The organism is Microbacterium horticulturae, from assembly GCF_029094505.1.
Taxonomy (GTDB): domain Bacteria; phylum Actinomycetota; class Actinomycetes; order Actinomycetales; family Microbacteriaceae; genus Microbacterium; species Microbacterium horticulturae.
In genome coordinates, this window is record NZ_CP119108.1 from 762,106 (window position 1) to 784,210 (window position 22,105).

24 protein-coding genes are annotated in these 22,105 nt (G+C 70.1%); 19 read left to right on the forward strand and 5 right to left on the reverse strand.

Translation table 11 applies throughout. The features are described 5' to 3' along the window. A complete protein-coding gene (locus tag PU630_RS03470; RefSeq protein ID WP_275278964.1) occupies positions 1-138 on the forward strand; it encodes a hypothetical protein in 138 nt (45 codons plus the stop codon). A gap of 73 nt (positions 139-211) precedes the next feature. On the opposite strand, the gene PU630_RS03475 is transcribed toward PU630_RS03470, so the two are convergent. Next, positions 212-1,138: an o-succinylbenzoate synthase gene (locus PU630_RS03475; RefSeq protein WP_428981991.1), complete on the reverse strand. Its 927-nt coding sequence runs from the start codon at positions 1,136-1,138 to the stop codon at positions 212-214. 208 nt (positions 1,139-1,346) lie between these two features. On the opposite strand from PU630_RS03475, the gene PU630_RS03480 reads away from it, so the two are divergent. From PU630_RS03480 to PU630_RS03490, 3 genes are read left to right on the forward strand one after another with little or no spacing between them, the layout of a single operon-like run. Continuing rightward, positions 1,347-1,682 carry a PadR family transcriptional regulator gene (locus PU630_RS03480; RefSeq protein ID WP_275278966.1) on the forward strand — a complete coding sequence of 112 codons (336 nt, stop codon included), beginning with the start codon at positions 1,347-1,349 and terminating at the stop codon, positions 1,680-1,682. 1 nt (position 1,683) lies between these two features. Beyond that, positions 1,684-2,652, forward strand: a complete 969-nt coding sequence (locus PU630_RS03485; protein ID WP_275278967.1) for a permease prefix domain 1-containing protein — start codon at positions 1,684-1,686, stop codon at positions 2,650-2,652. Positions 2,653-2,673: 21 nt separating this feature from the next. Further along, positions 2,674-3,456 (forward strand): LLM class F420-dependent oxidoreductase, encoded by a 783-nt coding sequence (locus tag PU630_RS03490; RefSeq protein ID WP_275278968.1) that lies wholly within the window; start codon positions 2,674-2,676, stop codon positions 3,454-3,456. Positions 3,457-3,462: 6 nt separating this feature from the next. Here the strand turns inward: PU630_RS03490 and PU630_RS03495 are convergent, their stop codons facing one another. Continuing rightward, positions 3,463-3,888 carry a glucose-6-phosphate dehydrogenase gene (locus PU630_RS03495; RefSeq protein WP_275278969.1) on the reverse strand — a complete coding sequence of 142 codons (426 nt, stop codon included), beginning with the start codon at positions 3,886-3,888 and terminating at the stop codon, positions 3,463-3,465. 111 nt (positions 3,889-3,999) lie between these two features. Between PU630_RS03495 and PU630_RS03500 the strand changes: the two genes are divergently transcribed. The 7 genes from PU630_RS03500 (at position 4,000) to PU630_RS03530 (ending at position 11,390) form a co-directional block, all read left to right on the forward strand. Next, positions 4,000-4,866, forward strand: coding sequence for a 1,4-dihydroxy-2-naphthoyl-CoA synthase (locus tag PU630_RS03500; protein ID WP_275280016.1), 867 nt, complete (start codon positions 4,000-4,002; stop codon positions 4,864-4,866). Between the two features lie 118 nt (positions 4,867-4,984). After that, positions 4,985-6,133 carry an AMP-binding protein gene (locus PU630_RS03505; RefSeq protein ID WP_275278970.1) on the forward strand — a complete coding sequence of 383 codons (1,149 nt, stop codon included), beginning with the start codon at positions 4,985-4,987 and terminating at the stop codon, positions 6,131-6,133. A gap of 134 nt (positions 6,134-6,267) precedes the next feature. Next, on the forward strand, positions 6,268-7,416 hold the full coding sequence (locus PU630_RS03510) for an ABC transporter ATP-binding protein (protein ID WP_275278971.1): 1,149 nt from the start codon (positions 6,268-6,270) through the stop codon (positions 7,414-7,416). Continuing rightward, positions 7,413-8,636, forward strand: coding sequence for an ABC transporter substrate-binding protein (locus tag PU630_RS03515; protein WP_275278972.1), 1,224 nt, complete (start codon positions 7,413-7,415; stop codon positions 8,634-8,636). The genes PU630_RS03510 and PU630_RS03515 overlap by 4 nt, the downstream gene beginning before the upstream one ends. Next, positions 8,633-9,565 (forward strand): ABC transporter permease, encoded by a 933-nt coding sequence (locus PU630_RS03520; protein WP_275278973.1) that lies wholly within the window; start codon positions 8,633-8,635, stop codon positions 9,563-9,565. The genes PU630_RS03515 and PU630_RS03520 overlap by 4 nt, the downstream gene beginning before the upstream one ends. Continuing rightward, positions 9,562-10,389 carry an ABC transporter permease gene (locus PU630_RS03525; RefSeq protein ID WP_275278974.1) on the forward strand — a complete coding sequence of 276 codons (828 nt, stop codon included), beginning with the start codon at positions 9,562-9,564 and terminating at the stop codon, positions 10,387-10,389. Before PU630_RS03520 ends, PU630_RS03525 begins: the two co-directional genes overlap by 4 nt. Positions 10,390-10,433: 44 nt before the next feature. Continuing rightward, positions 10,434-11,390, forward strand: a complete 957-nt coding sequence (locus tag PU630_RS03530) for a 1,4-dihydroxy-2-naphthoate polyprenyltransferase (RefSeq protein WP_275278975.1) — start codon at positions 10,434-10,436, stop codon at positions 11,388-11,390. Between the two features lie 5 nt (positions 11,391-11,395). On the opposite strand, the gene PU630_RS03535 is transcribed toward PU630_RS03530, so the two are convergent. Further along, entirely contained in the window at positions 11,396-11,707 is a 312-nt protein-coding gene (locus tag PU630_RS03535) for a DUF4229 domain-containing protein (protein WP_275278976.1), read from the reverse strand. A 72-nt stretch (positions 11,708-11,779) separates the two neighbouring features. Between PU630_RS03535 and PU630_RS03540 the strand changes: the two genes are divergently transcribed. The 3 genes from PU630_RS03540 to PU630_RS03550 are packed head-to-tail and all read left to right on the forward strand — an operon-like array spanning position 11,780 to position 14,732. Continuing rightward, complete coding sequence (locus PU630_RS03540; RefSeq protein WP_275278977.1) at positions 11,780-12,178, forward strand: PLDc N-terminal domain-containing protein; 399 nt, start codon at positions 11,780-11,782, stop codon at positions 12,176-12,178. After that, the gene (gene menD / locus PU630_RS03545; protein ID WP_275278978.1) at positions 12,138-13,850 is read left to right on the forward strand and encodes a 2-succinyl-5-enolpyruvyl-6-hydroxy-3-cyclohexene-1-carboxylic-acid synthase; all 1,713 of its coding nucleotides are present in this window, start codon (positions 12,138-12,140) and stop codon (positions 13,848-13,850) included. The genes PU630_RS03540 and menD overlap by 41 nt, the downstream gene beginning before the upstream one ends. Positions 13,851-13,874: 24 nt before the next feature. Beyond that, positions 13,875-14,732 carry a PPK2 family polyphosphate kinase gene (locus PU630_RS03550; protein WP_275278979.1) on the forward strand — a complete coding sequence of 286 codons (858 nt, stop codon included), beginning with the start codon at positions 13,875-13,877 and terminating at the stop codon, positions 14,730-14,732. Positions 14,733-14,751: 19 nt separating this feature from the next. Here the strand turns inward: PU630_RS03550 and cyoE are convergent, their stop codons facing one another. After that, positions 14,752-15,693: a heme o synthase gene (gene cyoE / locus PU630_RS03555; protein ID WP_275278980.1), complete on the reverse strand. Its 942-nt coding sequence runs from the start codon at positions 15,691-15,693 to the stop codon at positions 14,752-14,754. A gap of 67 nt (positions 15,694-15,760) precedes the next feature. After that, positions 15,761-17,026, reverse strand: coding sequence for an isochorismate synthase (locus tag PU630_RS03560; RefSeq protein WP_275278981.1), 1,266 nt, complete (start codon positions 17,024-17,026; stop codon positions 15,761-15,763). 53 nt (positions 17,027-17,079) lie between these two features. Between PU630_RS03560 and PU630_RS03565 the strand changes: the two genes are divergently transcribed. From PU630_RS03565 to PU630_RS03585, 5 genes are all read left to right on the forward strand, one after another. After that, entirely contained in the window at positions 17,080-17,637 is a 558-nt protein-coding gene (locus tag PU630_RS03565) for a DUF402 domain-containing protein (protein WP_275278982.1), read from the forward strand. Between the two features lie 33 nt (positions 17,638-17,670). Continuing rightward, complete coding sequence (locus tag PU630_RS03570) at positions 17,671-18,399, forward strand: demethylmenaquinone methyltransferase (RefSeq protein ID WP_275280017.1); 729 nt, start codon at positions 17,671-17,673, stop codon at positions 18,397-18,399. A gap of 10 nt (positions 18,400-18,409) precedes the next feature. Further along, positions 18,410-19,471, forward strand: a complete 1,062-nt coding sequence (locus tag PU630_RS03575) for a polyprenyl synthetase family protein (RefSeq protein ID WP_275278983.1) — start codon at positions 18,410-18,412, stop codon at positions 19,469-19,471. A 64-nt stretch (positions 19,472-19,535) separates the two neighbouring features. Continuing rightward, positions 19,536-20,906: an FAD-dependent oxidoreductase gene (locus PU630_RS03580; RefSeq protein WP_275278984.1), complete on the forward strand. Its 1,371-nt coding sequence runs from the start codon at positions 19,536-19,538 to the stop codon at positions 20,904-20,906. Further along, positions 20,903-22,087: a multidrug effflux MFS transporter gene (locus PU630_RS03585; protein WP_275278985.1), complete on the forward strand. Its 1,185-nt coding sequence runs from the start codon at positions 20,903-20,905 to the stop codon at positions 22,085-22,087. Before PU630_RS03580 ends, PU630_RS03585 begins: the two co-directional genes overlap by 4 nt. The last annotated feature ends 18 nt before the right edge of the window (positions 22,088-22,105 follow it).

The window sequence follows — 22,105 nt, forward strand, 5'->3', positions numbered from 1 at the left end:
ATGGATCCTCTCACCGGCTTCGCGCTCACCATCGTGCTCACGGGCGCCTCGCTGTATGCGCTGTACTGGGTGATCCGCAAGGCGGTGGCCGCCGGCATCCGCGACGTCGAAGAGAACCGCTCGCACGTCGAGCGCTGACGCGCCGCGCCTCGTGCGCGCTTGTGCACGCTGTTTCGCGAAGGCTTCACGAGCGTGCGGAGAAGTCCGCCGCTCAGCGCGCGAGCAGGGCGTGGCAGCGCTCGAGGCGCGCGAGCCACCAGGCGGTGCGGGCGGGGGATGCCGCGAGCTCGTCGAGCCCGCCGGGGTCGGGGTTCACGCGGCCCAGCGGTAGGGCGCCCGACACCGGCCGCAGTGCCGGGGTCGCGACATCCCGCACGAACAGCGACGCCGTGCCCAGCCCGCAGTCGTGATCGAGCTCGGGAAGAGCCGCTGCCAGGGCCGTGCCCATCGCCAGCCCGACCGAGGTGTCGAGTGCGCTGGAGACCACCGCGGGCAGTTCCGCCTCAGCGACGATCTCGAGCGCGCGACGCACGCCGCCCAGCGGCTGCGCCTTGACGATCACGATGTCGGCGGCACCCGCGCGCGCCACGGCCAGGGGGTCTGACGCCTTGCGCACGCTCTCGTCGGCGGCGATCGGGATGTCCCACCGGGCGATGCGCCGGCGCAGCTCGGCGAGTTCGTCGATGCTCGCGCAGGGCTGTTCGATGTACTCGAGGTCGGCGTCGGCCAGCGCGTGCACGGCGTGCTCGGCCTCGTCGACGTTCCAGCCGCCGTTGGCATCGATGCGCACGCGGCCCTCGGGCCCCATCGCGGCGCGCACCGCGTGCACGCGCGCGACGTCGTCGGCGAGGGTCTGGCCGGTCTCTGCGACCTTCACCTTCGCGGTGCGGCATCCGTCGTAGCGGGCGAGCACCGCGGGCACTTCGGCCGCGGGCACCGCCGGGACGGTGGCGTTCACCGGAACGCTCTCGCGCACGGGGGCCGGCTGCTCACGCCAGGCGAAGTCGACGGCGGCCGCGAGCCAGGCGGCGGCTTCGCCATCCCCGTACTCCACGAAGGGCGAGAACTCGCTCCACCCCTGCGGGCCCTCGAACAGCAGTGCTTCGCGTTCGGTGACCCCGCGGAAGCGGGTGGCCATCGGCAGGGCGACGACCCGGGCGGTGCGGACGATCTCTTCGAGGGCAGGCAGCGTCACCCTCCCATCCTCCCGCCTCTCCGCCGAATTCATATGAATTTGTCCCACGCACATCAATCTGCCGGGCGGTTTGCTGTGCGCTGGACAGTTTCATATGAATTCGGCACAGTGCCCTGGACAATAGTGTGTGAGACACAGTATGGTGTAAGACGTGAGCGAGAACGAGAGCCTGGACACGCACCTGCAAGAGCTGCGGCGCGGCACCGTCGTGCTCGCGTGCCTGCGGCTGCTCACGCAGCCCGGCTACGGCTACGGACTGCTGGAAGAACTCGGGCGTCGCGGCTTCGCCACCGACGCCAACACTCTCTACCCCCTGCTGCGCCGCCTTGAGAAGCAGGGATACCTCAGCAGCGAGTGGAACACCGACGAGTCGCGTCCGCGCAAGTTCTATCGCACCAGCCGCGCCGGCGCCGGGCTCGCCGAGACCCTGACCGAAGACTTCCGCGCGATCGCGACCGCGATCGCCGACCTCCCGGAGGAGGACTGACATGGACGCCGAGAACCTGACCACCCGCTACGTCGACGCCGCGATGCGCACCGTGCCCGAGAAACAGCGCGGCGACCTCGCGGCCGAGCTCGCGGCATCCATCGCCGACCAGATCGAGGCGCGCACCGACGTCGGCGAGCCCGCCGACACCGCAGAGCGCGCCGTGCTCACCGAGCTGGGCGACCCCGAGCGGCTGGCCGCCGGGTACACCGGCCGGCAGCTGCACCTCATCGGCCCGCGCTATTACCTGGACTGGTGGCGGCTGCTGAAGCTGCTGCTGTGGATCGTCATTCCGTCTGCGGGAGCAGCGGTCGCGCTCGGCAAGGTCCTCTCCGATGCGCCCGTCGGCGATGTCATCGGCTCGGTCTGGGTCACGATGCTCACCGCCGGCCTGCACGTCGCGTTCTGGACGACCCTCGTGTTCGTGATCCTCGAGCGCACGGGGCACGAGACGATGGATGCCGCACCCTGGTCCCCCGACAAGCTGCCCGAGCCGAAGGAGACCGGGGCGCGCTTCAGCGATCTCATCACCTCGCTTGTGTGGCTGCTGATCCTGGCCGGGGCCATCGTGTGGGACCAGGTCTTCGGCCTCGCCTCCATCGCCGATCACTGGACTCCGGTGCTCGACCCCGCTCTGTGGCCCTGGTGGCTGGGCGTGTTCTTGTCCGTCATCGCGGTGGAAGCGGTCGTGAGCTTCGCGGTCTACGCGCGCGGGCGCTGGACGTACGCTTTCGCGGCGGCGCATGGCATCCTCGATCTGATCACGGCGATGGTCGCTGTGACGCTGATCGCGCAGAACCGGCTGATCAACCCGGTCGTCGCCAGCGCGATCACTGACGCCGTCGGCGCGGAAGGCGCGGACGCGCCGCGGATCATTGCGATCCTCGTGGCCGCCGGCATCGTGGTGGTCGCTGCGTGGGACGCGCTCGACGCGTTCCTCAAGGCGCGTCGCTCGCGGGTCGTGGCGTGATCCGCCCCGTAGGCTGAACCCGTGCTCCTCGACACTCCCGTGCGGCTCGGCGTGCAGCTGCGGCCCGAACAGATCCAGTACTCCGACATGCGCGACGCGGTGCGCCGCCTCGAAGACGCCGGCGTTGACATCCTCTTCAACTGGGATCACTTCTTTCCGCTGTACGGCGACCCCGAGGGCACGCACTTCGAGGCGTGGACCATGCTCGGTGCCTGGGCCGAGCAGACCGAGAAGGTCGAGTTGGGCACCCTCGTCAACTGCAACGGGTATCGCAACCCTGACCTGCAGGCAGACATGGCCCGCACGCTCGACCACATCTCGGGCGGCCGCTTCATCTTCGGCACCGGCGCCGGCTGGTTCGAGCGCGACTACGACGAGTACGGCTACGAGTTCGGCACCCCCGGTTCACGCCTCGATGCGCTCGCCGAAGGGCTGCGTCGGGTCGAGGACCGCTGGGCGAAGCTGAACCCGGCGCCGGTCCGCGACATCCCGGTCATGATCGGCGGCAAGGGCGAGCAGAAGACCCTGCGCCTGGTGGCTCGGCATGCCGACATCTGGCACAGTTTCGTGCCCGCCGACGGCATCGCGCACAAGATCGAGGTCATCGAGCGATGGGCCGAGCGCGAGCAGCGCGACGTGTCGGGGCTGATCGTGTCGAACGAGCTGCACCGGCGGGATGAGCGGGGTGCCGCGGCCCTCTACGACGCGGGCGTGCGCCTGTTCACGCTCGCCCTGGAAGGTCCGGACTGGGACTACGACGTCGTCGACAGCTGGCTCCGCTGGCGCGACGCCCGCAACGGCTGACGGCGGCTACGCGACCTTCTGCCCGCACATGCCGCAGATGCCGCTCGGCGGCACCTCCATGAAGCAGTCCGGGCACACGGCCGCGACGCGCTCGGCCGGCTGCGGCGCACGCGGTGTGCGCTGTTCGCGGGGCGAGGCCGGTGAGCCGGGCACGCGCTTGCCGCGAGACCGCACCGGAGCGCTCGTCGTGGCCGCAACGACCGGGGCGGCCGGGGCCGCCGGCGTGTGCCGCACGCAGTAAAGCCGCACCGACCCAGCCGGGTCGTGCGGGTGACGGTGCTTGACGGCCCACAGCTCGGTGCGCGGCACCGCGTCGGAGGTCACGCCGCAGGTCACACAGCGGGCGGGCTCGCCGGGCATGACGGTCTCGGCGATGATCGGGGTCTCCCAGGGGAGGGCTTCGCGCCAATCGGACGTTCTCGTGATCTTCATGCGCAGGCCTTCCCGGAGTCCGCTCGGGCAACGGGCTCCGGCATCCAGTCTCTCACGCCCGCGTAATCTGGTGCGGTGACCGTTTCCGAACTGTTCGACCCGGAGGAGTGGATGCCGGCGCCCGGCGCCGACGCCTACACCGACATCACCGCGCACATCAGCTGCGACGGGCGCATCGCCCGCATAGCGTTCGACCGGCCCGAAGTGCGCAACGCGTTCCGCCCGCGCACCGTCGACGAGCTGTACCGTGCGCTTGACGACGCGCGGCAGGACCCGCGCATCGGCGTCGTGCTGCTGACCGGCAACGGACCGAGCCCGAAGGACGGCGGCTGGGCCTTCTGCTCGGGCGGCGACCAGCGCATCCGCGGGCGCGACGGCTACAAATACTCCGACGATGAGACCACCGTGCACGACTCCGCCCGTGCCGGGCGCCTGCACATCCTCGAGGTGCAGCGGCTCATCCGCTTCATGCCGAAGGTCGTCATCGCCGTCGTTCCGGGCTGGGCCGCCGGCGGCGGCCACTCGCTGCACGTCGTGTGCGACCTGACGATCGCCAGCCGCGAGCAGGGCCGGTTCAAGCAGACCGACGCCGACGTCGGCTCGTTCGACGCCGGCTACGGCTCGGCGTACTTCGCCCGGCAGATCGGGCAGAAGTTCGCGCGCGAGGTGTTCTTCCTCGCCGAGGAATACTCCGCCGACCGCGCGTACGAGATGGGCGCGGTCAACCGCGTCGTGCCGCACGCCGAGCTCGAGCGCGAGGCTATCGCGATGGCCCGCACGATCCTCACGAAGTCGCCCACCGCGATCCGCATGCTGAAGTTCGCGTTCAACGCCGTCGACGACGGCTTGGTCGGCCAGCAGGTGTTCGCGGGCGAGGCCACGCGCCTGGCCTACGGCACCGACGAGGCCGTCGAGGGGCGCGACGCGTTCCTGCAGAAACGCGATCCCGACTGGTCGCCCTACCCCTGGCACTTCTGATGCAACCTCGCAGGGCGTGCGCTCGACATGCTCGATTGGCATTTCGGGCCCGGTCGCGGGCGGACCGAGACGTTTCAGCATGTAGAAGGCACGCAGGAGGCACGGACAGGGTGACGTCATGAGACTCGAACCCGTCGAAGGCGACGCCGACGAGGTGCTGCCGCGCCTGCGCGCGGTGCTCGCGGGCGAGGGCCCCGCGCTGGGACTGGGAATGGTGGATGCCGCGGCCGCCGACGTGCCCGACGGCACCGCCGCGGTCATCACGACGTCGGGATCGACCGGCATCCCGAAGTCGGTCGTGCTCAGCCGCGATGCGCTGCTGGCCAGCACCGACGCGACCGCGGCCCGCATCGGCGAGGGCGCCTGGCTGCTCGCGCTGCCGGCCGGCTACGTCGCGGGGCTGCAGGTGTGCATCCGTTCGCTGCGCGCCGGCCACGAGCCGGTCGTCATGGATGGGCGGTTCACCCCGATCGGCTTCGCCGAGGCCACGCTCGCACTGCCGACGATCTCGCGCTACACGTCGCTGGTGCCCGTGCAGCTGAGCCGACTGCTCGAGGCGGCCGAGACCGACATGGCCGTCGCCACCGCCCTGCGCGCGTATGCCGCGATCCTCGTGGGCGGGCAGGCGCTGCCCGCCGCCGTGTTCGAGCGCGCGCAGGAGGTGGGCGCGCACATCGTGCGCACCTACGGGTCGACCGAGACCTGCGGCGGCTGCGTGTACGACGGCGTGCCGCTCGACGGCGTCGAGCTTGCGATCGTCGAGGGCGAGCTGCGCATCGCGGGACCCACGCTGGCCGACGGCTATCTCGGCGACACCGAGCTCACCGACAGAGTGTTCGTGCGCGACGCGACCGACACCCGCTGGTACCGCACCGGTGACGCGGGGCTCGTCGATGACGGCGTGCTGCGCATCCACGGCCGCATCGACAACGTCATAGTCTCGGGCGGCGTGAACGTCTCGCTCGACCGCGTCGAGCGGGTCGTGAAGGACGTGCCAGACCTTTCGGGCGCGGTGGTCGTGGGCGTTCCCGACCCGCAGTGGGGCGAGGCATCCGTCATCGTCGTCGCCCGTGGCGCGGCGTTCCGGCGCAGCGAGTCGATGAAGCTCGACGAGGCGCGTCGGGCGGTCGGGGCCACCCTCGGGTCACCGGCACGCCCGGCCCGGCTGGTGCTCGTGGACGAGCTCGCGCTGCTGCCCAGCGGCAAGCCCGACCGCGAGGCGATCCGCCGCGCGGTGACCGCGATGGCGACCACCCGGACAGATTGACCGACCCGCCGCGGCTTGCGCATCAGATCGTCGGTTTGCGCACGGGGCCGCGCAGGGCAGAATGGTCCGCACATCGCAGAGTGGCGACGCATCAGCAGCGCACCCCTGGGATGACCACCCGGGAGGAGACACCGTTGCCCGAACAGGCTCCCGCGGCAGCCGCCGTGGCGCTCCAGCACGTGACGAAGGCGTTCGACCAGATGCGCGCCGTGCAGGACATCGACCTCGAACTCGCCCCCGGCGAGTTCTTCGCACTGCTGGGGCCCTCAGGCTGCGGCAAGACCACGACCCTGCGCATGGTGGGCGGCTTCGAGCTGCCCACGCAGGGGCGTATCCTGCTCGGCGGAACCGATGTCACGATGCTGCCGCCGCACCGGCGCGACGTGAACACCGTGTTCCAGTCGTACGCCCTGTTCCCGCACATGACGGTCGCCGACAACGTCGCGTTCGGGCTGCGCCGCAAGGGCGTTGGCGCCGGTGAGGCCCGCACACGCGCCGAGCGGATGCTCGACCTGGTGGGCCTCGATGGCTTCGCCAAGCGGCGCCCCCACCAGCTCTCCGGCGGCCAGCAGCAACGCGTCGCCCTGGCCCGGGCCCTGGTCAACGAGCCCAAGGTGCTCCTGCTCGACGAGCCGATGGGCGCTCTGGATGCCAAGATCCGCAAGTCGATGCAGGTCGAGCTCAAGCGCATCCAGCAGGAGGTCGGCATCACCTTCCTCTACGTCACGCACGACCAGAACGAGGCAATGTCGATGGCCGACCGGCTGGCCGTCATGAACGGCGGCCGGATCGAAGACATCGGCGCACCGCAGCGGGTGTACGACAAGCCGCAGACCCAGTTCGTCGCCGAGTTCCTGGGCACATGCAACATCCTGCCGGCGGAATTCGGGGATGCCGGAGACCTGCGCCTCCCCGACGGCACGGCCGTGCACACGAGCGATGACGACCGCGGTCAGATCGTCGCGCACGACGCCCGGATCGGCCTTCGCCCCGAGAAGCTGGTGGTGACGCGCGGCGACACCGACGGCGTTGTGAACCACGTACGCGGCGTCGTGAAGACCGCGACGTACCTGGGCGCCAGCACCGAGTACGAGGTCGAGACCGCCTGGGGCGGTGTGCTGAAGGCCTTCGCACAGAACCTCGACCCCGCCCAGCGTGCACGGCCGGGAGAAGACGTCACGGTCTCGTGGGAAGCGAGCCATGCGTTCCTGCTGCCGTCAGCCGCTGAAAGCGCCGGTGCCGCGGCGCCCGTCACGCACACGGTGGGGACGGTGGCGCGATGACGCCCACCGACCCGGCGCTGCTGCGCGGGCTGAGCCAGGCGCGCATGTCGCGGCGCACGCTGTTGCGCGGTGCCGTCACCGGCCTCGGCGCCATGGCGATGGCCGCGACGCTTGCCGGCTGCGGCATCAAGGGGTCGGCGGGGCAAGCCCAGCAGAACGTCGACTGGAAGGCGTTCTGGGCCTCCCAGAAGAAGACCGGGCACCTCGACTTCGCCAACTGGCCGCTGTACATCGACCAGGAGAAGGGCAAGATCCCATCGCTGGAGATGTTCACGAAGGCGACCGGAATCACGGTCAACTACCAGGCCGTCATCCAGAACAACGCCCCGTTCTACGCGACCATCGCCCCGCAGCTGCGGGCGCAGCAGTCGATCGGCTACGACATCATCGTCATGACGAACGGGTGGGAGGTCACCGAGCTCATCAACAACGGGTTCGTCATGGAGCTCGATCATTCCCGCCTGCCGAACTTCGCGAAGTACGCGGCCGACAACGTCAAGAACCCGCCGTATGACCCGAACAACGCGCACTCGGTCGTCTGGCAGTCCGGGTTCACCGGGTTGGCGTACAACAAGAAGCTCGCGCCGAAGAAGGTCACGAGCTTCCAGGATCTGCTCGATCCGGCGTTCGCCGGCCATGTCGGGATGATGAACGACAACACCGAGCTCGGCGGGGCGGGGTTGCTGGCCACCGGGGTCAAGCCGGTCGACTCGACGCCCGACGATTGGCGGCGGGCGGCCGAGTGGTTGACGAAGGCGCGGTCGAACGTCTCGGGGTACTACGACCAGAGCTACATCGACAAGCTGCAGAACGGCGACACCTGGGTCTCGCAGGCCTGGTCGGGCGACATCTTCCAGGCCCAGGCCAACGGCGCCACCGACATCGAGTTCGTCGTCCCCGAAGAGGGGCAGGCCATCTGGCACGACAACATGATGATCCCGATGCAGGCGCAGCATCCCGTCGACGCCCTCGAGTGGATGAACTTCTACTACACCCCCGAGGTCGCCGGGGTCGTCGAGGACTGGGTCAACTACATCTGCCCGGTGCCCGACGCGAAGCAGTACATCGCCGACGAGCTCGAGGACCCCGACGTCTCCGACAGCCCGCTGGTGTTTCCGACGGCCGACATGGAGGCCCGCAGCAACGAGCTCTACGTGTTCAAGAACTACGACGAGTACGAACTCTGGAACTCGATCTTCAACCCGGTGATCCAATCATGACCGCTCTGGCTCCTCCCGCACCCGCGCCGACACCGGCACCGCCGTCGAACCTGCGCCACCGGGTGCGCCGCAATCCCGCGCCGTACCTGCTGGCGCTCGCCGGCGCGGCCTGGCTGCTGGTGCTCTTCGTCATCCCGCTCATCTCGGGCCTTGCCGTCTCGCTCATGACCGGCAACCCGCAGGAGGGCTATACGTTCACGTGGAACTGGGGCGTGTACGGGCAGCTGTTCGGGCCCGGTGCGAGCACGCCCTACTGGCTGTTCCTCGGCCGCGGTGTGTTCTACGGTGCGATGGCCACGATCGTCACGATCCTCGTCGGCTACCCGATGGCGTACTTCATCGCCTTCCGTGCCCGGCCGGAGTGGAAGAACGCGCTGCTGCTGCTGGTGATGCTGAGTTTCCTCGTGTCGTTCATCATCCGCACCGACATGTGGGCGTTCCTGCTCAGCGACCAGGGCCCGGTGCTCTCGATGCTGCGCGGCATCCACCTCGTCGGCAAGGACTTCCACATCCTCGGCACCGACGCCGCCGTCATCGGCGGGCTCGCCTACAACGACCTCGCGTTCATGGTGCTGCCGATCTACGTGGCGCTCGAGCGCATCGACCCGCGGCTCATCGAGGCGTCGGCCGATCTGTACGGCCGCAAGCCCGCGACGTTCTTCCACACCGTGCTGCCGTTGACCCGCTCGGGCATCTTCGCGGGCATCCTGCTCGTGTTCATCGACAGTGCGGGTGATCCCGTCAGCCCCTCGCTGCTGGGCGGCACCCACACCTACACGATCGGTCAGGCCATTCAGGATGCGTATCTGACCAACCAGCAGTACAACGTCGCCGCCGCACTGTCGACCGTGCTGATGATCGTGCTCGGCGTCATCCTGTTCGCGTACGCCCGGATCGCCGGCACCGACAACATCGAGGACCTGGTATGAGCACCGTCACCGCCACGCCCGCGCCGCCCGCCGCCCCGCCGAAGAAGCGCAAGGGGCCGTGGCTGCCGATCTTCTTCTGGGTGTTCCTGGTGATCACGCTGCTGCCGATCATCACGATGATCGTCTACAGCTTCAACGACACCCCGACCAGCCGCATCACGTTCCACTGGCACGGCTTCACGACGTACTGGTACCAGAACCTCACCCAGGTGCAGGGCCTGCCCGAGGCGTTCGTGCTCTCGGTCGTCATCGCGCTGCTGTCGGCGATCATCTCGATCGCGCTCGGCGTGCCGCTGGCGATGGCGCTCGAGCGCTACAAGTTCTGGGGCAAGAGCGCCCTGTCGACGACGGTGTTCGCCGACATCGCCGCGCCGTCGATCGTCGTGGGCGCGGCATCCCTCTCGTTCTTCCTCTCCACCAACATCACGCTCGGCTTCTGGACGGTGCTGCTCGTGCACGTGACGTTCTGCCTCGCGTACGTGGTGGTCGTGGTGCGGGCGCGGCTGTCGGGGTCGGGCATGGTGCTCGAGCAGGCCGCGGCCGATCTGGGTGCGACGCCGCTGGTCGCGTTCACGAAGGTGACGCTGCCGCTGCTGGTGCCGGGCATGATCGCGGCGGGTGCGCTGGCCCTTGCGATGTCGATCGATGACTACGTCATCACGAGCTTCGTCGCCGGCCCCGCCGTGACGTTCCCGCTGTTCGTGTACGGCGCCGCCAAGGTCGGCCTGCCGCCCCAGGTGCTGTGCTTCGGCACGATCATCTTCGTGGTCGGACTGCTGGTCATGGTGCTGAACAGCTGGATCACCCGCCGCGGCCAGCGCTGACGCCGGAGCTACGTCATAAGGTGCGCCGCCTAGAATCGACACTCGTGGCATCCTCTTCCCGCACCTCGCAGAACCGCAAGCGCCGCCCCGGCGGAAACCCGGCGAAGGCACCGGTGCGCAGCATCCCGCGCCCGACTCTCGGCGACTGGATCGGCGCCGCCCGCCTGCGCACGCTGCCGCTGGGCCTGACCCCGGTGCTCATCGGGACGGGTGCCGCGCACGTGATCGACATCCGCTTCCATTGGGCACTGGCGCTCGGCTGCCTGCTCGTCGCCGTGCTGCTGCAGATCGGCGTGAACTTCTCGAACGACTACTCCGACGGCGTGCGCGGCACCGATGACCACCGCGTCGGCCCCGCACGGCTCACCGCGTCGGGCCGCGTGAAATCGCGCACCGTGCTGATCGTGGCGTTCGTGTTCTTCGGGCTGGCGGCACTGGTGGGCGTGGCGCTGGTCATCCGCACACAGCAGTGGTGGATGCTGGCGGTCGGCGCCGTCTGCATCATCGCCGCGTGGTTCTACACCGGTGGCAAGCGGCCGTACGGCTACAACGCCCTCGGCGAAGTCTTCGTGTTCGTCTTCTTCGGACTGGTCGCCACGGTCGGCACCACCTGGATCCAGGTGCAGGCGGCGCCGCAAGAAGCGTGGTTCGGGGGAGTGGGCGCCGGATTCCTCGCGGTCGCGGTGCTGCTGGCCAACAACCTGCGCGACATCACACAAGACAAGGCGGCCGGCAAGAAGACGCTGTCGGTGCTGATCGGCAAGCGCGGCACGCAGATCTTCTTCACGGTCTGCATCGTGCTCGCGTTCGCGGTGGCCGCGTTCCTTGCGCTGTTCTACCCGATCGCGTGGCTCGTGATGATGGCGCTGCTGGGGGCCATCCCTGCGCTCCTCATCATCTGGACGTACCGCGAGCCCCGCGAGCTCGTGACCGCGCTGAGCGTGACGTCGCCCACGTCGGTCGCCTATGGCGCCCTGCTGATGTGGGCGTTCTTCGGCTGAGCTGATCAGGCCTCGGGCCGGTCGGTGCTCGCCCCGCGGGCAGCGTCGTTCGCGGCATCCTCGATCTCGGTGTCGTGCTGGGCTGCGGTCTGCGGTTTCTCGGCGCGCTGCGCGCGGCGCTCGGCGAGGCCCTGCGACACGTCGTCGAGCGGGCGGCGCAGGAAGATGACCGACAGCGAGATGCCGATCAGCGCCGCGAAGATCAGCGCGATCCAGTACATCTCGCGGAAGATCGGGAACAGCATCATGATCCCCAACGGCACCAGGAACGCCAGCAGGCGCAGGACCGAATAGAGGACGGCAGACCGGATCTTCACGCCCACCAGTCTACGTGCGGACTCTGGGCACAAGCCCGGCTCGCTCCCTGCTGGGCGGCTTAGGATGAGGGCATGGTCGTCCGCGTCCTCCTGATCCTCGCCCTGGCGGCGGTGATCTTCTGGGTGTTCAGCATCGTGGATGCCGCGGTGCAGCCCCCGGCGCGCCATCGCGGCGTGAGCAAGCCGGTGTGGCTGGTGCTCGTGATCGTCTTCCCTGTCGTCGGTGGCGTGCTGTGGCTTGCCGTCGGCCGGGTCTCCGCCCGCCAGGCGCGCGTCGTCGCGCCCGACGATGACCCCGATTTCCTGCGCAGGCTCGGCGGATCATCGCCATCCCGCCCCTCTGCCGGCGACACGTCGGCGTCGCGTCGCGCGCAGGCCGAGCAGGACGAGCGCATCCGCCAGCTCGAGCAGGAGCTCGCCCGCCTCGACGATGACGACGACCCCTCGCACGGCTCGCACCGTGCGCACTGAGCCGCCCGCGTCGCCTGCCTCCGACGCCGCCGCAGCCCTGCTCACGCGCCTGGTCGAAGGCGGCCTGCAGCACATCGTGCTCAGCCCCGGCTCGCGCTCGCAGGCACTCGCGCTGGTGGCCGCCGAACTCGAGCGCCGCGGTGAGATCAGCCTGCACGTGCGCATCGACGAGCGTGTCGCGGGGTTCACCGCGCTCGGCATCGGACGGGAATCGGCGATGCCGGCGGCGGTGGTCTGCACGTCGGGCACCGCGACCGCGAACCTGCTGCCGGCGGTGATGGAGGCCGACCACGCCGGCGTGCCGCTGCTGCTGCTGACCGCCGACCGGCCGCCCGAGCTGCGCGGTATCGGCGCGAACCAGACCACCCGCCAGGCCGGCATGTACGCCGCACATGCGCGCTGGAGCACCGAACTCGACACACCATCCGGTGCCGACGGCGAGCTCGACGCCGCGCGCGCGGCGGCCGATGAGGCGATGGATGCCGCGCTCGGCCGCGGCGCTGCAGCCGGCGCGCCGTGCGGCCCGGTGCACCTCAACCTGCCATATCGCGAGCCGCTGTCCGGTGAGTCGAAACGCGGCCCCGGTGTCGTTTCGACTCGCTCCGCTCGCGGGGCGACCGAGAGCTCAGCGACCTTCTTGCCGCGCGGTCCCCGCACGCTCGTCGTCGCCGGTGCCGACGCGGGCCCTGCCGCCGAGCAGCTCGCGCACGACGGCGGCTGGCCGCTGGTCGCCGAGGTCGTGAGCGGGTCGCGGTTCGGGCGCAACCTCGTGCACGGCTACCGTGCGCTGCTGCGTGACCCCGACCTGGGCGGGCGTGTCGAGCGCGTCGCCGTGTTCGGACACCCGACCCTCTCGCGCGAGGTGACGGCACTGCTGCAGCGCACCGACGTGACAGTGGTCGCGGTCCGTGGGCCGGGGGAACAACTCAACCTCAACGGAGCCACCGAGGCCGCGGCATCCCTCGCCGTCGAACCCGGCGAGACCGATCGGACCTGGCTCGGGGCCTGGATGCGGGCCTCGCACGCGGCACGGGTGGAGATCGCCCCGCCCGCTCCCGACCGTGCCGGCATGGCGTCTGCCGTGCCCGCCGAGCACCTCGCCGCCATCAGCGCCGAGGTCGCGGCGCTGCGCATGCCCCTGGACCGCGAGGTGCTCGTCGACGCCGTGTGGCGGGCAACGTGGCCGCACGACCGGCTCGTGTTCGGCTCTTCGCGCCTGGTGCGCGTCGCCGACGCCCTCGTGCCGGGCAAGAAAGTACCCGTGCACGCGAACCGCGGGCTGGCCGGCATCGACGGCACCATCGCGACGGCCACCGGTGTCGCGCTGGCGAGCACCGACCCGGGCACGACGCGCGTGCTGCTGGGCGACCTGACGTTGCTGCACGATGTGGGAGCTCTGCTGCTGCCGGACGACGAGCCTGCGCCGCGGCTGCAGCTGATCGTCGGCAACGACGGCGGCGGCACGATCTTCGACGGGCTCGAGGTCGCTTCCACCGCGGGCGATGACACGATGCGACGTGTCATGTACACGCCGCAGGCGGTCGACCTCGCGGCGCTCGCCGCCGCGTACGGGTGGGAGTTCCAGCGGGTGACGACGCGCTCGGCGCTCGACCAGGCGCTGAGCACGGTCACTGCGCGACCGGTGATCATCGAAGTCCCTCTGGACCGGTGACCGACGCCCGGACATGATGGGCATGTGACACCGAAAAGCCAGAAGCACTGGACCGGAGACGTCGGAACGCTGTTGCGGGTCGGCAAGGGCTTCCGGCTCGACCGCGTCGACGCGAACGACACTCCCGGGTATGGGCGCCGCAAGCGCGACTCGATCGACGACCTCGTCGCCGGCGCCGACGAACTCAGCGAGCTGCAGGAGCGCCTGTACGCGTCCTCGGATGTGTCGGGTGCCGCGGTGCTTCTCGTGCTGCAGGCGATGGACACCGCGGGCAAGGGCGGCATCATTCGGCACGTGGTCGGCTCGGTTGACCCGCAGGGCGTGCAGCTGGCCGCGTTCAAGGCGCCGACCCCCGAGGAGCTCGCCCACGACTTTCTCTGGCGCATTCGCGGCCAGGTGCCCGAGGCGGGCAAGATCGGCGTCTTCGACCGCTCGCACTATGAGGATGTGCTCATCGGCAAGGTGCGCGAACTGGCTCCGGCCGACGAGATCGAGCGCCGCTACGGCGCCATCAATGACTTCGAGCAGGAACTGACCGATGCCGGCGTGCGCATCGTCAAGGTGATGCTGCACATCTCGCCCGACGAGCAGCGTGACCGGCTCGAAGAGCGGCTCGACCGCCCCGACAAGCAGTGGAAGTATCATCCGGGCGACGTGGACGAGCGGATGCTGTGGCCCGCCTACATGGATGCTTTCCAGACCGTCTTCGACCGCACCTCGACCCCGCAGGCCCCCTGGTACGTCGTGCCGGCGAACCGCAAGTGGTACGCGCGGCTGGCGGTGCAGTCGCTGCTGCTGGGCACCCTGCTCGACATCGACCCGCACTGGCCCGCGCCGACCTACGACGTGGAGGCCGAGCGCGAGCGCCTGCTCGCCACCTGACGGCGCCGCGACTCCGGGGTCAGGGCAGGAACGGCCCGACCGAGACCATCACGCACAGCGCGAGGATGATCACCATCGATGCCCGGAACATCTTGTGCGACCACGCGACGACGTCGCTCGTGCGCAGCCCGACGACCGCCAACGCGATCCAGGCGAGACCGAGCAGGCCCGTCACGACGGTGTATGTCCAGCCGACGAAGCCGAAGGCCGGCAGCAGCATCGACGAGGCGACGTACAGCACCGTGTAGACGAGGATCTCCCACGTCGTGCGACGGGTGCCGCGCACCACGCTGATCACCGGGACGCCCGCGCGCGCATACTCTTCGCGGCGGTAGATGGCGATGGCGTAGAACTCCGGCTCCTGCCAGAAGAACACCATGAGGAACACCGCGAGCGCGGCCATGTCGAAGCGGCCGGATGCCGCCAGATACCCGCCGAGGATGGGCGCCGCGCCCGAGATCGAGCCCACCAGGGTGCCGTGCACCGACATGCGCTTGGAGAGCGCGCCGTAGAACCACACGTAGACGATGAAGCCGCCGACGCCGGTGGCCACGACCAGCCAGTTCGTCGTCGCGATCAGCAGCGCCACGCCCAGCACGCCCAGCACGACCGAGAAGATCGTCGCGGGCGTCTTGCCGATGGCTCCGGTGACGGTCGCGCGGGTGCTCGTGCGCTGCATGAGCGTGTCGATGTCGCGGTCGAGCACGTTGTTGAGCACGCACGCCGAGGCGATGACCAGGGTGCTGCCGACGACGACGCCGACGAAGACACGCCAGTCGAACCCGAAGGCCGCGGAGGCGAGGAAGTACCCGGCGAACGTCGTGAGGACGTTGCCGTAGAGCACTCCCGGCTTGGTCAGGGAGTAGTAACGGGTGATGGTGCTCAGAACGCCCGGGCGCACGGCCCGTGCCGCCAAGGCGGCGTCGCGTCCGAGGCGAGGCGACGTGCCGCTGTGGCTCATGGCTCCTCAATCGGCCTGGACTTACGTCTCCCATTCTACGGGACGCGACGTGCCGCCCGGCCCGTGCTCAGGCCAGGGCGTCGACGATCGGCCGGAACTTGACCCGCGTCTCCAGCAGCTCGGTCTCCGGATCGCTGCCTGCGACGATGCCGGCGCCCGCGTGGGCGGCGACCGGGATCACCCCGCCGACGGCCTCGGCCTCGAACTGGGCGCAGCGCAGGGCTATCGCCCACTCGCCGTCGCCCGAGTCGTCGATCCAGCCCACCGGTCCCGCGTAGCGCCGCCGATCGAACGGCTCGATGCGGCGGATCGCCTCGATTGCCGCGGCCGTCGGGGTGCCCGCGACCGCGGCGGTGGGGTGCAGCGCCGAGACGAGGTCGAGCGAGGTAGACCCGTCCGACAGGGTTCCGGCGACATCGGTGGCCAGGTGCCACACGTTCGGCAGCTCGAGGGTGAACGGCGCGTCGTCGGCCGACAGCATCGTCGTGTGTGGGCTGAGCGCCTCGATGACGCTGTGCACCGCGTACGAGTGCTCGTCGAGGTTCTTGGCGCTGGCGGCGAGAGCGGCCCGGGCCGCGGCATCCTCGTCCGCATCCGCACCGCGCCCGAACGTCCCGGCGAGCACGCGCGCCGTGACGCGACCGCGCCGGGCGGTGACGAGCGTCTCGGGGCTCGCGCCGACCAGGCCGTCGACGGCGAACGTCCAGGTGTCGGGGTAGCCCGCGGACAGCTCATGCGGCAGGCGACGCAGATCGGACCCCTCGGGGATCGTCCCGACGATGTCGCGGGCCAGCACGACCTTGCCGACCTCGCCGTCGGCGATGGCCTCGAGCCCGGCCCGCACAGCCGCCTCGTATCCGTCGGGGTCGAGCGCTCCCGGACCCAGGGTCGCCGACCAGTACGGTCCGTAGGAGATCGGCCGGACCGCGGCATCCTCGTCCTTGTCATCGTGGACGTGGATGCTGGTGGCCCAGGTGTGCCCGTCGCGCCGGCCGATCACCAGCGACGGCACGATGATCGAGCTCGCCGCGGCCGAGCGCTCATCGAAGGTCAGGGCGCCGAACCCGATGAGGCCGGTGCCCGGCAGCTGCACCTCGTCGTCGATCTCGGCATCGGCGCAGAGCGCCGTCCAGGCGCGTGCCAGCGCGGCGGTGCGGGGCTCGGACGACGAGGCGTCGACATCCAGTCGCAGCACGACGCCGCGCCCCACCATGCCCTCGCCACGACGCAGCCAGACCAGCGGGGTCGTCGGGTCGGTGTATTCGAGCAGGTCGTCGACGGGGTCGATCTCGCGCGTGTGCACGCGCAAGCGGGCAGGGGCGGATCCGGTCACGATCCCAGCCTATTCCGGCTCGCGGCCGGCTCTCGCGGAGTAGCGTCGGGTGAGTGACGCCGCCGAACCGCCCCGAGCCGGGCACCCGCCTCACCTTCCGTTGGCGCAAGTGGGACGGCTCGCCGCACTGGGAGCACGACGGCGTCTACCTCGGCTCGGACGAGCAGGGCGACTGGATCGGACAGCCCGCGGGATGGCACAGCCACCGGCCCGGGCGGCAGTTCACGGCCGAGTCGCCGAATGTGACCCTCATCACGGGTGACCCGACCTGGGCGGGCACGTTCTACGGCGGCATGCACCCGCGCCAGGTGCGCATCTACATCGACATCGCGTGGGACGTGCAGTGGACCGACGCCGAGCCCACCGCGATCGACATGGACCTCGATGTCATCCGCTGCGACGACGAGCGCGGCATCTGGATCGACGACGAAGACGAGTGGGACGAGCACCGCGCGCGCTACGGCTACCCGGCCGAGGTCCAAGACGTGCTCACGGCCAAAGCCGCCGAGCTGAAAGCGCAGGTCACCGCGCAGAGCGCCCCCTTCGACGACGCGACGGCGCAGCGGTGGCTCGCCCGGCTGGCCATGCTGCACTCAGACAGCCCGGCCTAGACTCGACGGGTGAGCACCGAGCCCTCTGAGCCCATGAGCACCGAGCACAATCGCGCCGATCTCGGCAAAGACCCCGCCCGGGTCAGCGGCATGTTCGACCAGGTCGCCGGCGGTTACGACCGCACGAACACCGTGCTCAGCCTCGGCAACGACAAACTGTGGCGGGTGGCCACGACCCGCGCGGTCGCTCCGCGGCCCGGTCAGCGCATCCTGGATCTTGCCGCCGGCACCGGCGCCAGCTCGGTGAGTCTCGCGCGCAGTGGCGCCGAGGTGGTCGCCGCCGACTTCTCGCCCGGCATGATCGCCGAGGGCAGGCGCCGGCATGGCGGCATCCCGAATCTCACCTTCGAGCAGGCCGACGCGACGGCTCTGCCGTTCGACGACGACGCGTTCGACACCGTCACGATCTCGTTCGGCCTGCGCAATGTCGTCGAGCCGAAGAAGGCGCTCGCCGAGATGCGTCGCGTCACCAAGCCCGGCGGCCGGCTCGTGATCTGCGAGTTCTCGCACCCGACCTCGAAGGCGTTCGCGGGGCTGTACGGCTTCTACAACAACCGAGTGCTGCCGCTGGCGGCCAAAGTCGTGAGCACGAACGCCGACGCGTACGACTACCTCAACGAGTCGATCCGCGACTGGCCCGACCAGCCGACGCTGGCGAGCTGGATGCGGCAGGCCGGCTGGAGCGAGGTCGCCTGGCGCAACCTCACGTTCGGCATCGTGGCTCTCCATCGTGCAATCAACCCGTCGTCCGAGCCCAGGTAGGCTGGACCGCGTGACAGGTCGTCCCTTCGTGCCGGGTTCGCGCGTGGCGAGCCGCCTCGGCCTCACAGAACGGGTCTTCGCCGGTGCGAGGTCCCGCAGGCTGCTGCGCACCGTCGAAGACGGTCTCGCGCGCGTCGAAGAAGATCTCGCCCGCGAACTGCGGATGACCGATCCGCTCGTCGACGCGACCAGCCGCTACCTCTACGAAGCCGGCGGCAAGCGCGTCCGACCCATGCTCGTGCTGCTGACCTGCCAGCTCGGTGACGGGGTCGGTCCCGAGGTCGTGCAGGCGGCCACCGCGCTCGAACTCACCCACCTCGGCTCGCTCTACCACGACGACGTCATGGACGACGCGGACGTGCGCCGCGGCGTTCCTGCCGCCCAGGCGGTGTGGGGCAACAACATCGCGATCCTCACCGGCGACCTGCTGTTCGCCCGCGCCAGCCAGATCATGGCGCGGCTCGGCGAAGGCGCCATCCGGCTGCAGGCGAACACCTTCGAGCGCCTCGTACTCGGACAGATGCACGAGACCATCGGCGCGCAGCCCGGCGACGACCCGGTGGAGTTCTACCTGCAGGTACTCAAAGACAAGACCGGCTCGCTGATCGCCGCGGCCGCGCAGTCGGGGATCATCTTCAGCAACGCGCCCGTCGAGTACCGGCAGCCCATGTACGACTTCGGCGAGAAGGCCGGCGTCGCCTTCCAGCTGCTCGATGACGTCATCGACCTCAGCGACGACCCCGGCGAGACCGGCAAGGTTCCCGGCACCGACCTGCGCGCGGGCGTGCCGACCATGCCGTACCTGCTGCTGGGGGAGCGGGAGGATGCCGCATCCGCCGCCCTGCGCACGCGGATCGACGACGGCGTCGCCGAGATCGCCGGAGGCGCCGACCCGTCGATCCTCGACGGCGCGCTGGCGGCGCTGCGCGACCACGACGCGACCGCGCAGACCCGGCGCCTGGCGCACGACTGGTCGCGCGACGCGATCGCCTCCCTCGACCCGGTGCCCGACGGCCCGGTGCGCGATGGACTCGTGCGCTTCGCCGAGGCCGTCGCCGACCGCAGCAGCTGACCGCCGCGGCCGCGTCGCCGCGCTCATCGTCCGCGCCGCGGCATCCGCTCTCGGAAAGGACCTCATGACCACGCTCCGTCTCGCCATCGTCGGCGCCGGCCCCGCCGGCATCTACGCCGCCGACAACCTGCTGAAGGCCGAGCGCAAGTTCGACGTGTCGATCGATCTGTTCGACCGCCTGCCCGCCCCGTACGGGCTCGTCCGCTACGGCGTGGCACCCGACCACCCGCGCATCAAGGGCATCATCACGGCGCTGCGCGACACGCTCGACCGCGGCGACATCCGCATCTTCGGGAATGTCGAGTTCGGCACCGACCTGACCCTCGATGACCTGCGCGAGCACTACAACGCGGTCGTCTTCGCGACCGGATCGCACCGCGACGCTCCGCTCGACGTGCCGGGCGTCGACGCCGCAGGATCCTACGGCGCGGCAGATTTCGTCAGCTGGTACGACGGGCACCCCGATGTGCCGCGCGAGTGGCCGCTGGACGCGTCGTCGGTCGCCGTCATCGGCAACGGCAACGTGGCGCTGGACGTCGCCCGCATGCTGGCCAAGCACGTCGAAGACCTCGTGCCCACCGAGATCCCGCAGAACGTCCACGAGGGGCTCGCCGCCTCGCAGATCACCGATGTGCACGTGTTCGGCCGGCGCGGGCCGACACAGGTGAAGTTCACGCCGCTCGAACTGCGTGAACTGGGCGAGCTGCGCGACGTCGACATGGTCCTGAACGACGAGGACTTCGACTACGACGAGGCCCAGAAGCAGGCCGTCGCCACGAACAAGCAGGTGCTGGTCATCGACCGCATCCTGCAGTCGTGGCGCAAGCGCGCAGCCGAAGAGGGTCGGGCGCCTGCCTCGCGCCGCCTGCACCTGCATTTCTTCGCCCGCCCGGTCGAAGTGAAGCGGGATGCCGCGGGCCGCGTCAGCGCGTTCGTGTACGAGCGCACGCGGCCCGACGGGCAGGGCGGTGTCGTCGGCACCGGAGAGCTGCGCGAGGTCGCGGTGCAGCAGCTCTACCGGGCGATCGGCTACTTCGGCAGCCCGCTGCCGGGCGTCCCGTTCGACAAGCGGCACGGCATCATCCCGAACCGCGAGGGCCGCGTGCTGCACAAGGACTCGAACGAGTACGTGCCCGGGCTGTACGCGACCGGATGGGTCAAGCGGGGACCTGTGGGCCTCATCGGCCACACCAAGTCCGACGCGATGGAGACGGTCCGCAATCTCATCAACGACCAGGCGTTCTGGTGGCACCCCGCTCACCCCGAAGAGAGCGCGATCCCCGCTCTGCTCGCCTCGCGCGACGTGAAGTGGACCGACCTCGACGGCTGGCACCGTCTCGACGCGCACGAGATCGCCCTGGGTGAGCCGCACGAGCGCGCGCGCATCAAGGTGGTGCCGCGCGACGAGATGGTGCGCATCTCCCGCGGCGAATGACCGCGCGCAGACTCACGCCGTGGCTGCTGGCCACGCTCGGGTTCCTGGCCGGGGTCGGTCCGTTCGCGACCGACATGTACCTCGCGTCGTTCACCGACATAGCGCGTGACCTCGGCGGCACGCCGGCAACGGTGCAGCTGACGCTCACGGCGTTTCTGCTCGGCATCGGCGCCGGCCAGCTCGTGCTGGGGCCCGTCTCCGATCGGTACGGGCGGCGTCCGGTGCTCGTGGCTTCGCTCGCGGTGTTCGCGGCCTCGAGTATCGCGCTGGTGTTCTCGCCGACGTTGGCGGTGTTCATCGCGCTGCGTCTCGTGCAGGGGATCTCGGGAGCCGCCGGCATCGTCGTCTCACGCGCCGTGGCCGTGGACCTCAGCGAGGATGACACCGCCGTGCGCGCCCTGAGCCTCATGGCGATGGTGGGCGGTCTCGGTCCGCTGATAGCCCCGCCCATCGGCGGCGCGATCGCCGAGCTGGCGAATTGGCAGGTCGTGCTGGGTGTGCTGGCCGCGATCGCGGTCGTCATGCTCGCGCTCGGGGCGCTCGTCGTGCCCGAGTCGCTGCCGCCCGAACAGCGCCATACCGGAGGGTTCGCGGCCCTTGCGGCCCGGTTCCGCGCGTTGCTGACGGATCGGGCGTTCGTGGGTGGCACGCTCGCTTTCGCGACCGGCTTCGGTGCGATGATGGCCTACATCTCGGCGTCCCCGTTCGTTGGGCAGGTCGTGCTGCGGATGAGCCCGTTCGCCTACGCACTCGCGTTCGCCGCGGGGGCGCTCGCGCTCGTGCTGTCGAACTCGCTCAACGCGCGCATCGCGCCCCGTGTCGGGCCGGGACGGATGCTGGTCCTCGGTGTCGTCATGATCGCGGCATCCGCTCTCGCTCTCACGGTGCTGGCGAGCACCTCGAGCCTGCAGATCGGGTCGTTCATCGCGTGCGCATTCGTCCTCACCGGCGGCACCGGGTTCACGATGTCGAACGCCTCGGCGCTCGCGCTGGCTCGCGCCGACGAGGCACGCGGCTCCGGGGCGGCGCTGCTCGGGGCCGCGCAGTTCCTGGTCGGGGCCGTGGTCTCGCCGGTGGTCGGACTGTGGGGCGAGCACACGGCGCTGCCGATGGCGGTGGTGGCGCTGGTGTTCGCAGCGCTGGCGTTCGGCGCCGCGGTGTGGACGGTACGCGCGCGCTGACCGCGCCCCTACGCTGGG